Raw genomic sequence first — 15,532 nt, forward strand, 5'->3', positions numbered from 1 at the left:
CAGCGCCTGCGAAAAACCGCCCTCCGGGGCGGTTTTTCTTTGGGGCTCAGGGCAGGCGCTGCACCAGCACCGTGGCGCTGGCCATCTCGCGCTCGTCGCTCAGGCTGACCAGGGCCTGCCAGCCGCGCGCTTCGAACCAGGTTTTCAGCGCGCCGCTGAGCACGATCTGCGGGGCGCCGCCCGGCCCGGGCAGGGTCTGGCAGGCGCGCCAGCTCATGGGCTGGTGCATGCCCAGGCCGATCGCCTTCGAGAACGCCTCCTTGACCGCAAAGCGTGTGGCCAGAAAGGCCACGCCGCGTGCCTCGGAGCGTGCCCGGCGCGCCCGAAAGAAGCTCAGCTCTTCCGGCCCCAGCACACGTTCGGCAAAGCGTTCCCCTTGCCGCGCCAGCACCCCAGCAATGCGGGTGATGTCGCAAAGATCGGTGCCGATGCCGACGATCACTGCGGGCGGTAGGCGTTCTGGATGCAGCGCAGGTAATCGCGCACCGTCTCGGCGTAGCCCAGCTCCAGCGCGTCGGCAATCAAGGCATGACCGATCGACACCTCCTGAACACCAGGCACGGCGCGCAGGAAGTCGGTCAGATTGGCGCGGTTCAGGTCATGTCCGGCATTCACGCCCAACCCGGCTGCCAGCGCGGCCTGGGCTGCGGCTGCGTAGCGCGCCAGTTGCACGGCTTGCGTGGGGCCGCCATGCGCCGCTGCATAGGGTTCGGTGTAGAGCTCGACCCGATCGGCGCCCAGGGCGGCCGCATGGACCATGGCCTCGGGCAGTGCGTCCATGAACAAGCTGACCCGCACGCCCAGTTGGCGGCACTCGGCAATCAGCGGCGCCAGGCGCGCGCCGTCTTGCGGCAGGTTCCAGCCATGGTCGGAGGTGAACTGCTCGACGCTGTCGGGCACGAAGGTGGCCTGATGCGGGCGCAACGTGCGCACCAGCTCCATCAGGTTGTGCGTGGGGTTGCCTTCGATGTTGAACTCGGCCTGCGGCCATTGCTTCATCAGCTGGGCCAGTTCATGCACGTCGCTGGCGCGGATATGCCGCTCGTCCGGGCGCGGATGCACGGTGATGCCTTGGGCGCCCGCCAGCAGGCAGAGCTCGGCCGCGCGCAGCACGCTGGGGATGCCCAGGTGCCGGGTATTGCGCAGCAGCGCCACCTTGTTGACATTGACCGACAGGGCGCAACGCGCATCGGCCGCGAACGGGGCCATCAAAGGGTTCATCGACGTGAGCTGGGGGGCAGGAGTTCGTAGGCCTGGTGCAGCACCTGACGGCTGCGCAAAGGCTGGTGGCCAAGATGGTATTGCAGCACCCCACGCAGCAACGACTTCAGCGCCGCGCGCTCCGCCAGGCCGGCCAGGCAGCGCACCAGTCCTGGGACGCCCTCCGGCAGTGCGGCCGCCAGGGCCTGCCAGTCAGCCGCATCGAGCCCGTCAGCAGCACTCACCAGACCGAGCTCCGGCGACAAGCCGTAGGCGCGGCCGGCGCGCAACTCGCCTTGCTGCAGGCTGTCCTGCGCCAGATCGGGCAGCCAGCCCAGCTCGTGCAGCAGCATCAGCTCGAAGGCGCGCAACCAGGTATCGGTGGATTCGGGGTTCAGGGCCAGACCGGCCACCGCGGCGGCATAGGGCTCGAACAGTCCCGGATGCGGCTGCGATCGCGGCAGCAGACGCATCAGCAGTTCATTCAGGTAGTAGCCGGCCAGCAGGGCCGGGCCCTGGGGCAGCGGGTGACCACCCAGCCACTCGGCGCTGCGCAGGGTGTGCACCTCCGCGGGCTCCTGGCCCTTGCCGCGCGTGAACTGCACCTGCAGGGGCTGCAGGGGCAAGAGCACGGCGCGCAATTGCGAGGTCGGGCGCTTGGCTCCCTTGGCCACGACGGCCAGGCGGCCCTGCTCGCGCGTGAACAGATCCAGCACCAGGCTGGAATCGCTCCAGTCGTAGCTGTGCAGCACATAGGCGCTCAATGCGCCCATCTTGCTCACTCGTATCCGTAGGAGCGCAGGTGCTCTTCGCTGTCGGCCCAACCGGAGCGGACCTTGACGAACAGCTCCAGGAACACGCGCGCCTCGGTCAGTCGCTCCAGCTCCTGGCGCGCTTCGCTGCCAATGCGCTTGAGCCGCTCACCGCCCTCGCCGATCACCATGCCCTTGTGGGCCTCGCGCTCCACGACGATGCTGGCGGCGATGCGCCGCAGCGGCGGCTTGGGTAACACAGGCTTGCCCTTGGCCGGTGTCGCACTGGGCGGGGGGGCATCTTCCTCCTCCCACTTGTCGATCACCACGGTGCAGCTGTAGGGCAGTTCGTCGCCGGTCAGGCGGAACAGCTTTTCGCGGATCAGCTCCGAGGCCAGGAAGCGCTCGCTGCGGTCGGTCAGTGCGTCCTCCTCGAAGAACCAGTCCTGCTGCGGCAGGTGCGGCGCCAGGATGCTGAACAGGCGCTCGACATCGGCCGCCTTCTTGGCGCTCAGCGGCACGTATTCGGTGAAAGGGTGGCGTTCCTGCATGTCCTTCAACCAGGGCAGCAGCTCCTGGCGGCGGTGCACGGCATCCAGCTTGTTCGCCACCAGCACCACCGGCTTGTCTTTGGGGCACAGGGCCAGCACCTTGGCGTCGTCCAGCCCGAAGCGCCCGGCCTCGACGACCAGCAGCACCAAGTCCACATCGGCCAGCGCGCCGGTGACGGTGCGGTTGAGGTTGCGGTTCAGCGCATTGCCATGCCGGGTCTGAAAGCCCGGGGTGTCGACGAACACGAACTGGTTCTCGGCCACCGTGCGCACGCCGGTGATGCGATGGCGGGTGGTCTGGGCCTTCTTCGAGGTGATGGAGACCTTCTGGCCCACCAGTGCATTGAGCAGGGTGGATTTGCCGACATTGGGTCGGCCGACGATGGCGATGAGTCCGCAGCGCTGAGCGCCCGGCGTAGGGGTGGTTTCGGTCATGAGCTTGCGCCCTCCTGCAGGCGCGCCAACAAGGCCGCTGCGGCCTGTTGTTCGGCGGCGCGGCGCGAACTGCCCAAGCCCACTGCGCTCACCGCCAGCGAAGCGACGGCGCATTCGACCTCGAAGGTCTGGGCATGGGCTTGGCCGCGCGCGGCCACGATGCGGTAATTGGGTACGGGGTGGCGGCGCCCTTGCAGCCACTCCTGCAGCGCCGTCTTGGCATCTTTGGCCCAGCGTGCGGCGCTGGCGTCTTCTAGCAACAAGGGGGCGAACAGGCGTGTCACCAACTGCTCTGCGGCGTCGAAGCCCCCATCGAGATGCACGGCGCCGATCACGGCCTCCAGCGCATCGGCCAGGATGGAAGGCCGGCGCGCACCACCGGCCTTGGCCTCGCCTTCGCTCAGCCGCATGCAAGCACCCAGGCCGAGTTGCAGGGCGAGTGCATGCAAGCTCTCCTCGCGCACCAGATGCGCCCGCATGCGCGACAGCGCACCCTCGGCTGCCGCGGCTTCGCGGGCATAGAGCAACTGGCTGACGACCAGACTCAAGACCGCATCACCCAGGAACTCCAGGCGCTCGTTGTGGTGGGCGCTGTGGCTGCGGTGCGTCAGCGCACGTTGCAGCAGGCGCGGGTCACGGAAGCGGTAACCCAGCGCCTCCTGCAGATCCATCACGGAATCCTCACTCCGACTGCCCCTGGTACTTGATGACCAGGTACACCGGCCCGCCCAGCTCGATTTCGCGGTCGTAGGCGAACTTGATGCGCACCTTGTCGTTTTCTTTGGTGATCACCAGTTCCTGCGGATCAAGCTTGATCGAATACTCGACCGCCTTGATCCGATCAAAAGCCACTCGCGCTGCAGCAACAGTAGCCGGACTCTCCTGCGCCACCTTGGTGACTGCACGCTTGGTCTCCCAGTACTCGATCAGCGTCGGAAGGACCTTGGCGACCACCACACCGGCAAAGGCCAAGAAGATCCCCCAAAACAGCAAGCCGAACAGGGTGACTCCACGCTGGGTTCCAGGGGTTCGCAGCATCTCGTTCGCTCCGTCAGATTAGGAAGGGAGAAGGTAGCGCAAAAAGCGCTGGCTCAGTGAAAACGACCGATGCGCTTCGGGTCGCTGAAGTTCATCCAGATCACCACCGCCTTGCCCACGATGTTCTCATCCGGCACGAAACCCCAGAAGCGGCTGTCGCGCGAGTTGTCGCGGTTGTCACCCAGCATGAAGTAGTGGCCGGCAGGCACCTTGCAGCTCACGCCTTCGATGGTGTAGCTGCACTGGTCCGCATGCGGGAAAGGTCCTCTGGCGCTGTCCATGTAGAAGCGCAGCGGCTGCATGCGATCCACCAGCATCTGGTGCTCCACCGCGCCGAGCTTTTCCTTGTAGAGCGGACGCTCGCGCAGGCTGTCCTGATCGAAATACGGGCCCTGGGCCTCGGTCGCCACTTCCTGGCCGTTCACAAAGAGCCGCTGGTTGCGCCACGCCACTTCATCGCCCGGCACACCGACCACCCGCTTGATGTAGTCCATGCGCGGGTCTTCGGGGTAGCGGAACACCATCACATCGCCGCGCTGCACCGGATGGTTCTCGATGATCTTCTTGTTGAGCACCGGCAGCCGAATGCCGTAGTGGAACTTGTTCACCAGGATCAGGTCCCCCACCAGCAAGGTAGGCACCATCGAGCCAGACGGAATCTTGAAGGGCTCGAACAGGAAGGAGCGCAGGCCGAAGACCAGCAAGATGACCGGGAACAGGCCGGCCGTCCAGTCCAGCCACCAGGGTTGGCGCAGCACCGCCTGCTGCGCGGCCTGGACATCCTGGTTGTCCACCTTGATGCCCTGCGCCTCCAGCTTGGTGCGGCGCTCCTGATCCTGCCTGAGCAGTTCACTTGCCGCGGCTTGACGGTGCGGCAGGAAGTGCCAGCGCTCCGCCACCCAGTAGAAGAACGTCACGACCGACATCAGGAACAGCAGCAGCGAGAAGTTGCCCGTCCATTTGTCCAGATACCAGCCGGCCAGGTAGGCCACCAGGACGGCGTACAGCAGGCCGGTCAGGGCGCTCAAGCGAGATTCCAAGGTATTCACTCTTCCACCTGAAGGATGGCCAGGAAGGCCTCTTGCGGCACCTCGACGGAGCCGATCTGCTTCATGCGCTTCTTGCCGGCCTTCTGCTTTTCGAGCAGCTTGCGCTTGCGCGTGATGTCACCGCCGTAGCACTTGGCCAGCACGTTCTTGCGCAGGGCCTTGATGTCCTCGCGGGCAATGATCTTGACGCCGATCGCCGCCTGGATGGAGACGTCGTACATTTGACGCGGAATGATCTCGCGCATCTTGGCCGCGACCTGCCGGCCGCGGTACTGGCTCTGGCTGCGGTGCACGATGATGGCCAGCGCGTCGATGCGGTCGCCGTTGATCAGCATGTCCACCTTGACGACGTCGGAGGCGCGGTACTCCTTGAACTCGTAGTCCATCGAGGCGTAGCCGCGGCTGACGGACTTCAGCTTGTCGAAGAAGTCCAGCACGATCTCCGCCAGCGGCATCTCGTAGGTCAGGTGCACCTGCTTGCCGTGGTAGCTCATCTGGATCTGCACGCCGCGCTTCTGATTCGCCAGCGTCATCACCGCACCCACGTATTCCTGCGGCTGGTACAGATGCACCGTGACGATGGGCTCGCGAATCTCGGCGATCTTGCCCGGCTCGGGCATCTTGCTCGGGTTCTCGACCTCGATCACCTCGCCGTCGCCCAGCACCACCTCGTAGACCACCGAAGGCGCGGTCGTGATCAGGTCCTGGTTGAACTCGCGCTCCAGGCGTTCCTGCACGATCTCCATGTGCAGCAGACCCAGGAAGCCGCAGCGAAAGCCGAAGCCCAGGGCCTGCGACACCTCGGGCTCGAAGCGCAGCGAGGAATCATTCAGGTGCAACTTCTCCAGCGCGTCGCGCAGCTGGTCGTACTCGCTCGCCTCGGTGGGGTACAGACCGGCGAAAACCTGGGGCTGGATTTCCTTGAAGCCAGGCAGCGCCTGTTCGGCCGGGCCGAGGTTGTTCGGCAGCTTCTTTTCCAGGGTGATCGTGTCGCCCACCTTGGCCGCCGCCAGCTCCTTGATGCCTGCGATGATGAAACCTACCTCGCCCGCATTCAGCTGCTCGCGGCTCTCGCTCTTGGGCGTGAACACGCCGAGCTGGTCGGCCGGATAGACGGCATTGGTGGCCATCATGCGGATGCGCTCGCCCTTCTTCAGCGTGCCATCCACCACCCGCACCAGCATCACCACGCCGACGTAGTTGTCGAACCACGAGTCGATGATCATGGCGCGCAGCGGTGCCTCCACCACCCCCTTGGGCGGCGGCATGCGGGCAATGACCGCTTCGAGGATCTCGTCGATGCCCATGCCGGACTTGGCCGAGCAGGGAATCGCATCGGCGGCATCGATGCCGATCACATCCTCGATTTCCGCCTTGGCGTTCTCTGGATCCGCTTGCGGCAGGTCCATCTTGTTCAGCACCGGCACCACTTCCACGCCCAGATCCAGCGCGGTGTAGCAGTTGGCCACGGTCTGCGCCTCGACGCCCTGGCTGGCATCGACCACCAACAGCGCGCCCTCGCAGGCCGACAGCGAGCGGCTGACCTCGTAGCTGAAGTCGACATGCCCCGGGGTGTCGATCAGGTTCAGGTTGTAGACCTTGCCGTCGCGCGCCTTGTACTGCAGGGCAGCGGTCTGCGCCTTGATGGTGATGCCGCGCTCGCGCTCGATGTCCATCGAGTCGAGCACCTGGGCCTCCATCTCGCGGTCGGCCAAGCCGCCGCAGCGCTGAATGATCCGATCGGCCAGCGTGCTCTTGCCGTGGTCGATGTGGGCAATGATCGAAAAATTGCGGATGTGATCCATTGGGGTCGTCTATGCCGCGCTTCGGAGTCACAAGCCCGCAGGGCTTGCAGCGTAGGCTCATGTCGCGAGGCGACGTGAAGGTCCCGACGGGACCGTGCCGAAGCTAAAAAAAAGGCACGTCCAAGGGGCAGACGCGCCTTCCAACAAAACATATGGCAACTGCTTGTTGGGGAGGCCATTGTAGCCAAAAGGCCCGAGGCGACCACTCCCCGCAGGTCCGCATCAACCCCGTTGCAGGTCGCCAACAGGGCATTTATTCACAGCTTATCAACAGGCCTTTCCGCATTCAATGATGTGGGCGCCAGTTCACTAGCGCCCATTACTTGCTTAACCGGTTGGAATGACTAGCGAGAAGGACGGATTAGCACGATGCTGGTCACATCACCCCGCCGCACCACGAGGCTGACCACCTTGGCCTTTTCCAGCTTGCCCAGCAGGGTCTGCAGTTGCCGGGCGCTGTTCACTTCGGCATTGTCAACCGACAGGATCACATCGCCCTCACGCAGTCCGGCGCGTGCCGCGGCCCCTTCGGCCCCATCCACCCGCACACCATTGCGCAGGCGCATTTCCTTGCGCTGAGCCTCCGTGAGATCGGACAGGCTCAGGCCGAAGGCCGAACCCACGCGGGGGCCTTCACCAGCCTCTGGCGTGCCACGCGGATTGCCCTCCTTGAGCTCCGCAACCACCACCTGCAGATCTTTGAAGGCGCCGCGGCGGAACACCTGCAGGCTGGCCTTGCTGCCCGGCCGCACCGCGCCGACCAGACGCGGCAGGTCGGTGGAGCGCTCGATCGATTTGCCATCAAACTTGGTGATCACGTCGCCGCCCTCGATGCCGGCCTTCTCCGCCGGCCCGCCGGCCTCGACGTTGCGCACCAGGGCGCCAAAGGCGCGCTGCAGGCCGATGGCTTCCGCCACTTCACGGCTGACGGCGTCGATGCCGACGCCAATGCGCCCCCGCACCACACGACCGCTGGTGCGCAACTGATCCGCCACCCGCATCGCCTCATCGATCGGGATGGCGAACGAGATGCCCATGAAGCCACCCGACTGGCTGTAGATCTGTGAATTGATGCCGACCACTTCGCCGCGCATGTTCAGCAGTGGACCGCCGGAATTACCGGGGTTGATGGCCACATCGGTCTGGATGAAGGGCAGAAAGTCACCGGTGTCACGCGCCTTGGCGCTGACGATGCCCGCGGTCACCGTGTTGTCAAAGCCGAAGGGCGAGCCGATGGCCAGCACCCATTCGCCCACCTTGAGCTTGCCGACCTCGCCGAGCTTGACCGTCGGCAGGCCCGTGGCCTCAATCTTCAGAACCGCCACGTCGGTGCGACGGTCCGTGCCGAGCACCTTGGCCTTGAACTCGCGCTTGTCGGTCAAGGTGACGATGACCTCGTCGGCGCCGTCCACCACATGCGCATTGGTCAGCACCACCCCATCGGCACCGAGCACGAATCCGGAGCCGACGCCACGACGCTGCGGGCCCTCGTCCTCATCGCCCCCGCGCGGGCCCTGGCGTCGCGGCATCGGAATGCCGTAGCGGCGCAAGAACTCCAACATCTGTGCATCCAGCTCGGGGCCCTGCGCGCTGCGGACCCGCTCCGCGGTGCGGATGTTGACCACGGCCGGCCCCACCTTTTCCACCAGTTCGGTGAAGTCCGGTAAGCCTGCATGCTGGGCCAGGGCCGGGCCGGGGAGGGTCTGCAGGCCCAGGGCAAGGGCGAAAGCGGCAAGACTGGTGCGTAAGGCGAGCTGCTTCATGGTGGCATAAGCGAAGTCAAGGGAGGAAATGCGCGGACATGATGCCGGCACGGGGGCCTCAACGCCCACTCGTCATGCGCAAGTTGACGGCGGTGGCGGCGAATTTCAAGGCGCCCCCAGCCAATGCCGGCGCCGACCGGGCCAGAGCTGGGCACGCAGCAGCGACCATTGCGAGGGCAGTTGCGCGCGGGTCAGCCAGACATGGCACTGCGCCGGCCAGAGCCAGCTTCTCAGCCCCGGGCCGCGAGGCCAGCGCAAGCGCACGTACAGGCGGTCGCTGTGGTCCAGAACCACGTCAACCCGCGCCAGAGCCTGCACCTCCTCCGCACGGCCGCGCAATTGCCAGACACCGAGTTCGCAACACAGCCAGGGCCACTCCCCCTGCGGCAGGGGCCAGCGCAACCCAGGCAGGGGGCGGCTGGCCATCGAATGGCCTTAGAAGCGCTTGAACAGCAGGGTGCCGTTGGTGCCGCCGAAACCGAAGTTGTTCTTGGCGGCCACGTCGATGCGCATCTCGCGCGCCTGGTTGGCGCAGTAATCGAGATCGCACTCGGGGTCGGGCTCGTGCAGATTGATGGTCGGCGGTGCGATCTGGTCGCGGATCGCCAGCACGGTGAACACCGACTCGATGCCCCCGGCACCACCGAGCAGGTGGCCGGTCATCGACTTCGTAGAGCTGATCGCCATCTTGCGCGCCTGCTCGCCAAAGGCCATCTTGATCGCGTTGGTCTCGTTTGCATCGCCCAGCGGCGTCGAGGTGCCATGGGCGTTCAGGTACTGCACGGCATCGGGGTTCAAGCCGGCGTCGCGCAGCGCGGCCTGCATGGAGCGGCGCGGGCCATCCACGTTCGGCGCGGTCATGTGGTACGCATCAGCGCCCATGCCGAAGCCGACCAGCTCTGCATAAATGCGCGCACCGCGCGCCTGCGCATGCTCCAGCGACTCCAGCACCATGACGCCGGCGCCCTCACCCAGAACGAAGCCGTCGCGGCCCTTGTCCCAGGGGCGCGAGGCCGTGGCCGGGTCGTCGTTGCGGGTGGAGAGGGCACGCGCCGCCGCGAAACCACCGATGCCGAGCGGCGAGATCGTGGACTCGGCACCGCCGGCCACCATCACGTCGGCATCGCCGTACTGGATCAGGCGCGCCGCCATGCCGATGCTGTGCAGCCCAGTGGTGCAGGCCGTCACCACGGCCAGGTTCGGGCCCTGGAAGCCGGTCTGGATCGACAGATGGCCGGAGATCATGTTGATGATCGAGGCCGGCACGAAGAACGGCGATACGCGGCGCGGGCCGCGGTTCAGCATCTCGCTGTGCGTTTCTTCGATATTGGGCAGACCGCCGATGCCCGAGCCCACCATCACGCCGATGCGTTCGGCCTGGGCCTCGGTCAAGGCCTCACCCGTGACCAGGCCGGCGTCCTTGATCGCCTGCAGGCCGGCGGCCAGCCCGTAATGGATGAAGGTATCCATGCTGCGGGCTTCCTTGGCCGAGATGTAGTCCTCGATCTGGAAGCCCTTGACCTCGCCAGCGAACTGGCAGGCCAGATTGCTCGCATCGAAACGGGTAACGGTGGCGATGCCCGAGCGCCCGGCCAGGATATTGGCCCAGCTCTCGGCAACGGTGTTGCCCACCGGAGTGATCAGTCCCAGACCGGTGACAACGACGCGACGACGGCTCATGCGATTCAGCAGCAATGCAGATGGTCAAAGGGGCCTTGCGGCCCCAGGGTTGCGGGCCAGACCAGGTCTGCCCGCAGCGGAAAACCTGAAATCAGGCCTTCTGGTGCTTGACGGCGTAGTCGATCGCCAGTTGCACCGTGGTGATCTTCTCGGCCTCTTCGTCCGGAATCTCGATGCCGAACTCGTCTTCGAGAGCCATCACCAGCTCCACGGTGTCGAGCGAGTCGGCGCCCAGATCGGCCACGAAAGCCTTTTCGTTGGTGACGTCCGCCTCAGGCACGCCGAGCTGCTCGGCAATGATTTTCTTGACGCGGGCTTCGATATCGCTCATGACTCCTCCGGGAGGGTTTTGCAAAGAAACAGCCCGCCATTCTACGGGCTTAGGGCGGGGCCCCTAATTTTGGGACACCCAAGGGTGAACCCGCGCCTTGCGGCCGGGCTCGTGCAGTTCAGCACATGTACATGCCGCCGTTGACGTGCAGCTCACTGCCCGTCACGTAGCCACCGCCGGGGCCGGCCAGGAAGGCCACCGCCGCGGCGACCTCCTTGGCCTCGCCCAGGCGTGCCAACGGAATCTGCGCCAGCAGGGCCTGCTGCTGGGGCTCGGGCAGGGCGGCCGTCATGTCGGTGGCGATGAAGCCAGGCGCGACGCAGTTGACCGTGATGCCCCGGCTGCCCACCTCGCGGGCCAGCGCGCGACTCATACCGGCAAGGCCGGCCTTGGCGGCGGCGTAGTTGGCCTGGCCCGGGTTGCCGGAGGCACCCACCACCGAGGTGATGCTGACGATGCGCCCCATGCGCTGCTTCATCATGGGCTTGATGGCCAGCCGGCAGAGACGGAACACGGCCTTCAGATTGGTGTCCAGCACCGCATCCCAGTCCTCGTCCTTCATGCGCAGGGCCAGGGTGTCTTTGGTGATGCCGGCGTTGTTGACCAGAACGTGCAGGCCGCCCTCTTCCTTGACCAGGGCGTCGACCAGCGCCTCGCAGGCTGCCGCGTCATTGACGTTCAACGCCACGCCACGGCCACCCCATGGGGACAGCGCCTCGCCGATGCGGGCCGCACCCTCGGCCGTGGTGGCCGTACCAATGACCTTGTGGCCTTGCTCGGCCAGGGTCTGGGCGATGGCGGCGCCGATGCCGCGGCTGGCGCCGGTGACCAGCGCGATGGATTTCGTCGTCATGCGGGGGCTCCCGGGGTCTGATCCAACAGGGCGCGGGCCTCGGCCAGGCTGGCGGGGTCGAAGATCGTGCTGGTCAACAGGCTGGCGTCGATGCGCTTGACCATGCCGGCCAGCACCTTGCCCGGGCCGCACTCGATCACATGGCTCAGGCCCCTGGCTTTGAGGGCCTGCACCAGTTCGACCCAGCGGACCGGCTGGTAGGCCTGGCGGTAGAGCGCGTCACGCAGCTCGGCCGCCGTAGTAGGCGTCGCCACATCGACGTTGTTGACGACTGCGAAGCCGGGCGCCTTGAACTCGATCGCTTCCAGCGCCACGCGCAGGCGCTCGGCCGCCGGCTTCATCAGGCTGCTGTGGAACGGAGCGGAGACCGGCAGCGGCAGCGCGCGCTTGGCGCCGGCGGCCTTCAGCACTTCCATGCCCTTTTCGACGCCGGCCTTGCTGCCAGCGATCACGGTCTGCTTCGGGTCGTTGAAATTGACCGCCTCGACGACCTCGCCGGAGGCTTCACGGGCAGCGGCGCAACCGGCCTTCACGGCCTCGGCGTCCAGGCCCAGGATGGCCGCCATGCCGCCCTGCCCGACCGGCACGGCTTCCTGCATGGCCTGGGCGCGCAGGCGCACCAGCGGCAGGGCCTGGGCCAGCGTCAGCACACCGGCCGCGACCAGGGCGCTGTACTCACCCAGGCTGTGGCCGGCGGCGGCGGCCGGCGTCAGGCCGGTTTCCTGCAGCCACGCGCGGTAGCAGGCAATGCCGGCGGTCAGCATCACCGGCTGGGTGTTCGTGGTCAGGTCCAGCTGTTCCTTCGGGCCCTGCTGGATCAGCGCGGCCATGTCGAGGCCCAGCGCCTCGCTGGCCTCGGCCAGGGTGGCGCGCACGGCCGGGTGCTCACCCCAGGCGTCGAGCATGCCGACGGCCTGCGAGCCCTGGCCCGGAAAGACGAATGCAAAGGGAGTGCTCATCTCAAACTCCGTTCTTGTTCTTAGTAGGTGATCAGGGCCGCGCCCCAGGTGAAGCCCCCGCCGACGCCTTCGAGCAGCAGGTTCTGGCCGCGCCGGATCTGGCCCGCACGGATGGCCTCATCCAGGGCCAGCGGCACCGAGGCCGCCGAGGTGTTGCCATGCTCCTGCACGGTCACCACCATGCGCTCCTCGGGCAGGCCGAGCTTCTTGGCCGTGCCCTTCATGATGCGCAGATTGGCCTGGTGGGGAATGAGCCAGTCGATCTGCTCGGCCGGAATGCCGGCGCGCTCGATGACTTCGCGCGCCACCTTGTCCAGCGCCGAGACGGCGAGCTTGAACACCGCCTGGCCGTCCATGCGTACCACCGGGTGGCCGACCACACTGCCGCCGTGCACCGTGCCGGGCACGCACAGCACCTCGGCCTGGGCGCCATCGGCATGCAGGGCGGTGGCGCGGATGCCGGGCTCGTCGGATGCGCCCAGCACCACCGCGCCGGCGCCATCGCCGAACAGCACGCAGGTGGTGCGGTCCTTGAAGTCCAGCAGACGCGAAAACACCTCGGCGCCGATCACCAGCGCATGGCGGGCCTGGCCGGCGCGGATCATGGCGTCCGCCACAGAAAGCGCGTACAGGAAGCCCGAGCAGACCGCCTGCAGATCGAAGGCGGCGCAGCCAGCCACGCCCAGCTTGGCCTGCAGCAGGCAGGCAGTGGACGGGAACACCATGTCCGGCGTCGTGGTGGCGACGACGATCAGGTCGAGCTGCGCGGCCTCGATGCCAGCAGCCTCGAGCGCGCGGCGCGCAGCGGGCAGGGCCAGGTCGCTGGTGCTCTCGCCCGGCCCGGCGAAGTAGCGCGCCTTGATGCCGGTGCGCTCGGTGATCCATGCGTCCGATGTCTCGATGCCGTCGGCAGCGAGCTGCGCGGCCAGGTCTTCATTCGAGACGCGACGCGCCGGCAAATGACTGCCGGTGCCCAGGATGCGCGCGTAGCGCGGCAGAGTGACTGTGGTCATGCAGGGATGGAGGGATGGGGGGCAGCCAGGCTGCCCATGGCGGCGGCCACGCGGTCGTGCACGCCGTCGAGCAAGTCGTGGCGGGCGGATTCATGCGCACGCTCGAGCGCCCGCTCGAAAGCGAAGGCGTCGGCCGAACCATGGCTCTTGAACACCAGGCCGCGCAGGCCCAGCAGGGCTGCGCCGTTGTAGCGGCGGTGATCCACGCGCGCACGGAAGCGCTGCAGCACCGGCCAGGCCACCAGGCCGCGCAGCTTGGTGCTCCAGCTGGCGCCGAACTCACCCTTGAGCTGCGTCGAGATCATGCTGCCCAGGCCCTCGGCGGCCTTGAGCAGCACATTGCCGACGAAGCCGTCGCAGACCACGATGTCGGTCGTGCCCTTGAAGATGTCGTTGCCTTCCACATTGCCGTGGAAGCGGATCTGGCCTGCGGCATCGGCGGCGCGCAGCAGCTCACCGGTGCGCTTGATGACTTCGCTGCCCTTGATCATTTCCTCGCCGACGTTGAGCAGGCCGACGCTGGGTGTCGGGTTCTCGGTGACGGCAGTGACCAGGGCCGAGCCCATGACGGCGAACTGCAGCAGATGCTCGGGGCCGCAGTCCACATTGGCACCCAGATCCAGCACGGTGGTGAAGCCACCCTTCTGGTTGGGCAGCGAGGCGGCAATGGCCGGGCGGTCGATGCCGTCCATGGTCTTGAGCAGATAGCGCGCCAGCGCCATCAGCGCGCCGGTGTTGCCGGCCGAGACGCAGGCATCGGCCGCCGTCTGCCCCTGGTCGTCGGCCTTCAGCTGGCTGATTGCCACCCGCATCGACGAATCCTTCTTGCGGCGCAGCGCCACCTCGACGGGGTCGTCCATGCTGACCACCTCGCTGGCGGCGACCACGCGGCAGCGCGGCCAGTCACGCGCGGCCGCCAGGGCCTCGGACTGACCGACCAGCAGCAATTCGGCATGGGGGTGATTGGCCAGAAAGGCCTGGCAGGCCGGCAGGGTGATCGAAGGGCCGTGATCGCCGCCCATGCAATCAACGGCCAGGCGCACGCGTTGCATATGAATCAAGCCTCTTGAAGAGCGCAAAGCACAACGCCCGCCGACCCTTTGCAGGGGCGTCGGGCGTGGTGGGGTTCGGACCGGGGGCCGGGGTGACACGCATGCGCGCGCTCGTCCCGGCGGGGATCCTCAGGATGCGTCGGCCTTGGTCTTCAGCACCTTGCGACCGCGGTAGAAGCCGGTCGGGCTGATGTGGTGACGCAGATGCACTTCGCCGGTGGTCGGCTCGATGGCGGTGCCCGGGTTCACCAGGGCGTTGTGCGAACGGTGCATGCCGCGCTTGGAAGGCGACTTCTTGTTTTGTTGAACGGCCATGATTGCTCCAATGCTGTGACGGGCGGACCTGATGCCCAGCCCGGGCGGCGTTCGGCTCCGGCTGAGCCAGTACCTGAACGCCCAATCTGCCAGCACCTCGTCAAAGAGCGGCAGCGACAAAAGCCCGCGATTCTAGCCAGAAATTCGAGGCCCGGGCAAGTTGAACCACCGATCGACTCAATCGCCCTCGCCCTTGCGCAGGCTGGCCAGCACCGCGAAGGGGTTGGGGCGCTCGGCCTCTTCGGGCGGCGCCTCGACATCGACCGAGCCCTGCGCCGGGTGCTCGCAGTCCTCGTGCATGGGCACCAGGGGCAGGGCCAGCAGCAGCTCGTCCTCGATCAGCTCGCGCGCGTCGAAGCTGCGGCTCAGCACCAGCAGGTCCTCCTCGGCGTCCGCGTCTTCCGCCAGGGCGGTGGCCTCGTCCTGCACGAAGCGGAAGCTGCGCTCGATCTCGAGCGGAAACGCCGCCGGCTGCAGGCAGCGCTGACAGCTCAGATGCGCCTGGGCCTGCGCCTGCAGATGCAGCCAGATCTCGGGTTTGCCGCCCAGGGGCTCGCGGCGCTCGCCCTGCAATTGCCAGCGCACGGGCACCAGGTCCGGGTCGGTCAGATTGGATTCAACCCACCGCGCCAGGCTGCCCGCTGGCCACTCGCCCTGCACCGCACCGCCTTGCTTGGCAAAGGCCTCGATGTCCAGTCGCTCGGGTTTCCAGTTCGATTCGGCTCGCATGGGCTGA

18 protein-coding genes are annotated in these 15,532 nt (G+C 66.8%); all 18 read right to left on the reverse strand.

From position 1 onward, the window contains the following. Nucleotides 1–46: 46 nt before the first annotated feature. The 18 genes from acpS to I7X39_RS13900 all read right to left on the reverse strand — a co-directional run bounded on the left by acpS (nucleotide 47) and on the right by I7X39_RS13900 (nucleotide 15,525). Nucleotides 47–442, reverse strand: coding sequence for a holo-ACP synthase (gene acpS / locus I7X39_RS13815; RefSeq protein WP_198111750.1), 396 nt, complete (start codon nucleotides 440–442; stop codon nucleotides 47–49). Then, nucleotides 439–1,221 (reverse strand): pyridoxine 5'-phosphate synthase, encoded by a 783-nt coding sequence (locus tag I7X39_RS13820; protein ID WP_198111751.1) that lies wholly within the window; start codon nucleotides 1,219–1,221, stop codon nucleotides 439–441. Before I7X39_RS13820 ends, acpS begins: the two co-directional genes overlap by 4 nt. Then, nucleotides 1,218–1,973 carry a DNA repair protein RecO gene (gene recO, locus I7X39_RS13825; protein WP_198111752.1) on the reverse strand — a complete coding sequence of 252 codons (756 nt, stop codon included), beginning with the start codon at nucleotides 1,971–1,973 and terminating at the stop codon, nucleotides 1,218–1,220. The genes I7X39_RS13820 and recO overlap by 4 nt, the downstream gene beginning before the upstream one ends. 5 nt (nucleotides 1,974–1,978) lie before the next feature. After that, a complete protein-coding gene (gene era / locus I7X39_RS13830) occupies nucleotides 1,979–2,938 on the reverse strand; it encodes a GTPase Era (RefSeq protein ID WP_198111753.1) in 960 nt (319 codons plus the stop codon). Then, nucleotides 2,935–3,609 carry a ribonuclease III gene (gene rnc, locus I7X39_RS13835; protein ID WP_198111754.1) on the reverse strand — a complete coding sequence of 225 codons (675 nt, stop codon included), beginning with the start codon at nucleotides 3,607–3,609 and terminating at the stop codon, nucleotides 2,935–2,937. The genes era and rnc overlap by 4 nt, the downstream gene beginning before the upstream one ends. Nucleotides 3,610–3,619: 10 nt before the next feature. After that, nucleotides 3,620–3,976 (reverse strand): DUF4845 domain-containing protein, encoded by a 357-nt coding sequence (locus I7X39_RS13840; RefSeq protein WP_198111755.1) that lies wholly within the window; start codon nucleotides 3,974–3,976, stop codon nucleotides 3,620–3,622. 53 nt (nucleotides 3,977–4,029) lie between these two features. Beyond that, a complete protein-coding gene (gene lepB / locus I7X39_RS13845; protein ID WP_198111756.1) occupies nucleotides 4,030–5,004 on the reverse strand; it encodes a signal peptidase I in 975 nt (324 codons plus the stop codon). Between the two features lie 17 nt (nucleotides 5,005–5,021). Further along, complete coding sequence (gene lepA / locus I7X39_RS13850) at nucleotides 5,022–6,830, reverse strand: translation elongation factor 4 (protein WP_198111757.1); 1,809 nt, start codon at nucleotides 6,828–6,830, stop codon at nucleotides 5,022–5,024. A gap of 344 nt (nucleotides 6,831–7,174) precedes the next feature. Beyond that, nucleotides 7,175–8,593, reverse strand: coding sequence for a DegQ family serine endoprotease (locus I7X39_RS13855; RefSeq protein ID WP_198111758.1), 1,419 nt, complete (start codon nucleotides 8,591–8,593; stop codon nucleotides 7,175–7,177). A 105-nt stretch (nucleotides 8,594–8,698) separates the two neighbouring features. Next, the gene (locus I7X39_RS13860) at nucleotides 8,699–9,019 is read right to left on the reverse strand and encodes a hypothetical protein (protein ID WP_198111759.1); all 321 of its coding nucleotides are present in this window, start codon (nucleotides 9,017–9,019) and stop codon (nucleotides 8,699–8,701) included. Nucleotides 9,020–9,028: 9 nt separating this feature from the next. Continuing rightward, nucleotides 9,029–10,273 (reverse strand): beta-ketoacyl-ACP synthase II, encoded by a 1,245-nt coding sequence (gene fabF, locus I7X39_RS13865; protein WP_198111760.1) that lies wholly within the window; start codon nucleotides 10,271–10,273, stop codon nucleotides 9,029–9,031. A gap of 91 nt (nucleotides 10,274–10,364) precedes the next feature. Further along, nucleotides 10,365–10,604 (reverse strand): acyl carrier protein, encoded by a 240-nt coding sequence (gene acpP / locus I7X39_RS13870; protein ID WP_058936430.1) that lies wholly within the window; start codon nucleotides 10,602–10,604, stop codon nucleotides 10,365–10,367. Nucleotides 10,605–10,722: 118 nt separating this feature from the next. Further along, nucleotides 10,723–11,457, reverse strand: a complete 735-nt coding sequence (fabG, locus tag I7X39_RS13875; RefSeq protein ID WP_198111761.1) for a 3-oxoacyl-ACP reductase FabG — start codon at nucleotides 11,455–11,457, stop codon at nucleotides 10,723–10,725. Next, complete coding sequence (gene fabD / locus I7X39_RS13880; protein WP_198111762.1) at nucleotides 11,454–12,416, reverse strand: ACP S-malonyltransferase; 963 nt, start codon at nucleotides 12,414–12,416, stop codon at nucleotides 11,454–11,456. The genes fabG and fabD overlap by 4 nt, the downstream gene beginning before the upstream one ends. A 20-nt stretch (nucleotides 12,417–12,436) precedes the next feature. Continuing rightward, a complete protein-coding gene (locus tag I7X39_RS13885; RefSeq protein ID WP_198111876.1) occupies nucleotides 12,437–13,414 on the reverse strand; it encodes a beta-ketoacyl-ACP synthase III in 978 nt (325 codons plus the stop codon). Nucleotides 13,415–13,425: 11 nt separating this feature from the next. After that, nucleotides 13,426–14,481: a phosphate acyltransferase PlsX gene (plsX, locus tag I7X39_RS13890; protein WP_198111763.1), complete on the reverse strand. Its 1,056-nt coding sequence runs from the start codon at nucleotides 14,479–14,481 to the stop codon at nucleotides 13,426–13,428. 129 nt (nucleotides 14,482–14,610) lie between these two features. After that, nucleotides 14,611–14,796: a 50S ribosomal protein L32 gene (rpmF, locus tag I7X39_RS13895; RefSeq protein ID WP_198111764.1), complete on the reverse strand. Its 186-nt coding sequence runs from the start codon at nucleotides 14,794–14,796 to the stop codon at nucleotides 14,611–14,613. A 177-nt stretch (nucleotides 14,797–14,973) separates the two neighbouring features. Next, nucleotides 14,974–15,525, reverse strand: a complete 552-nt coding sequence (locus tag I7X39_RS13900) for a YceD family protein (RefSeq protein ID WP_198111765.1) — start codon at nucleotides 15,523–15,525, stop codon at nucleotides 14,974–14,976. Nucleotides 15,526–15,532 lie beyond the last annotated feature (7 nt).

It is taken from the genome of Inhella proteolytica, assembly GCF_016093275.1.
In the GTDB taxonomy this organism is placed as follows: Bacteria; Pseudomonadota; Gammaproteobacteria; order Burkholderiales; family Burkholderiaceae_C; genus Inhella; species Inhella proteolytica.

Excerpts from the sequence above, each read along its gene's own strand:
- rpmF (WP_198111764.1), bottom strand. The coding sequence starts at position 14,796 with ATGGCCGTTCAACAAAACAAGAAGTCGCCTTCCAAGCGCGGCATGCAC.
- lepA (WP_198111757.1), bottom strand. The coding sequence starts at position 6,830 with ATGGATCACATCCGCAATTTTTCGATCATTGCCCACATCGACCACGGC.
- I7X39_RS13860 (WP_198111759.1), bottom strand. The coding sequence starts at position 9,019 with ATGGCCAGCCGCCCCCTGCCTGGGTTGCGCTGGCCCCTGCCGCAGGGG.
- rnc (WP_198111754.1), bottom strand. The coding sequence starts at position 3,609 with ATGGATCTGCAGGAGGCGCTGGGTTACCGCTTCCGTGACCCGCGCCTG.
- I7X39_RS13855 (WP_198111758.1), bottom strand. The coding sequence starts at position 8,593 with ATGAAGCAGCTCGCCTTACGCACCAGTCTTGCCGCTTTCGCCCTTGCC.
- I7X39_RS13840 (WP_198111755.1), bottom strand. The coding sequence starts at position 3,976 with ATGCTGCGAACCCCTGGAACCCAGCGTGGAGTCACCCTGTTCGGCTTG.
- fabF (WP_198111760.1), bottom strand. The coding sequence starts at position 10,273 with ATGAGCCGTCGTCGCGTCGTTGTCACCGGTCTGGGACTGATCACTCCG.
- recO (WP_198111752.1), bottom strand. The coding sequence starts at position 1,973 with ATGGGCGCATTGAGCGCCTATGTGCTGCACAGCTACGACTGGAGCGAT.
- acpP (WP_058936430.1), bottom strand. The coding sequence starts at position 10,604 with ATGAGCGATATCGAAGCCCGCGTCAAGAAAATCATTGCCGAGCAGCTC.
- era (WP_198111753.1), bottom strand. The coding sequence starts at position 2,938 with ATGACCGAAACCACCCCTACGCCGGGCGCTCAGCGCTGCGGACTCATC.
- I7X39_RS13900 (WP_198111765.1), bottom strand. The coding sequence starts at position 15,525 with ATGCGAGCCGAATCGAACTGGAAACCCGAGCGACTGGACATCGAGGCC.
- fabD (WP_198111762.1), bottom strand. The coding sequence starts at position 12,416 with ATGAGCACTCCCTTTGCATTCGTCTTTCCGGGCCAGGGCTCGCAGGCC.
- plsX (WP_198111763.1), bottom strand. The coding sequence starts at position 14,481 with ATGCAACGCGTGCGCCTGGCCGTTGATTGCATGGGCGGCGATCACGGC.
- I7X39_RS13820 (WP_198111751.1), bottom strand. The coding sequence starts at position 1,221 with ATGAACCCTTTGATGGCCCCGTTCGCGGCCGATGCGCGTTGCGCCCTG.
- fabG (WP_198111761.1), bottom strand. The coding sequence starts at position 11,457 with ATGACGACGAAATCCATCGCGCTGGTCACCGGCGCCAGCCGCGGCATC.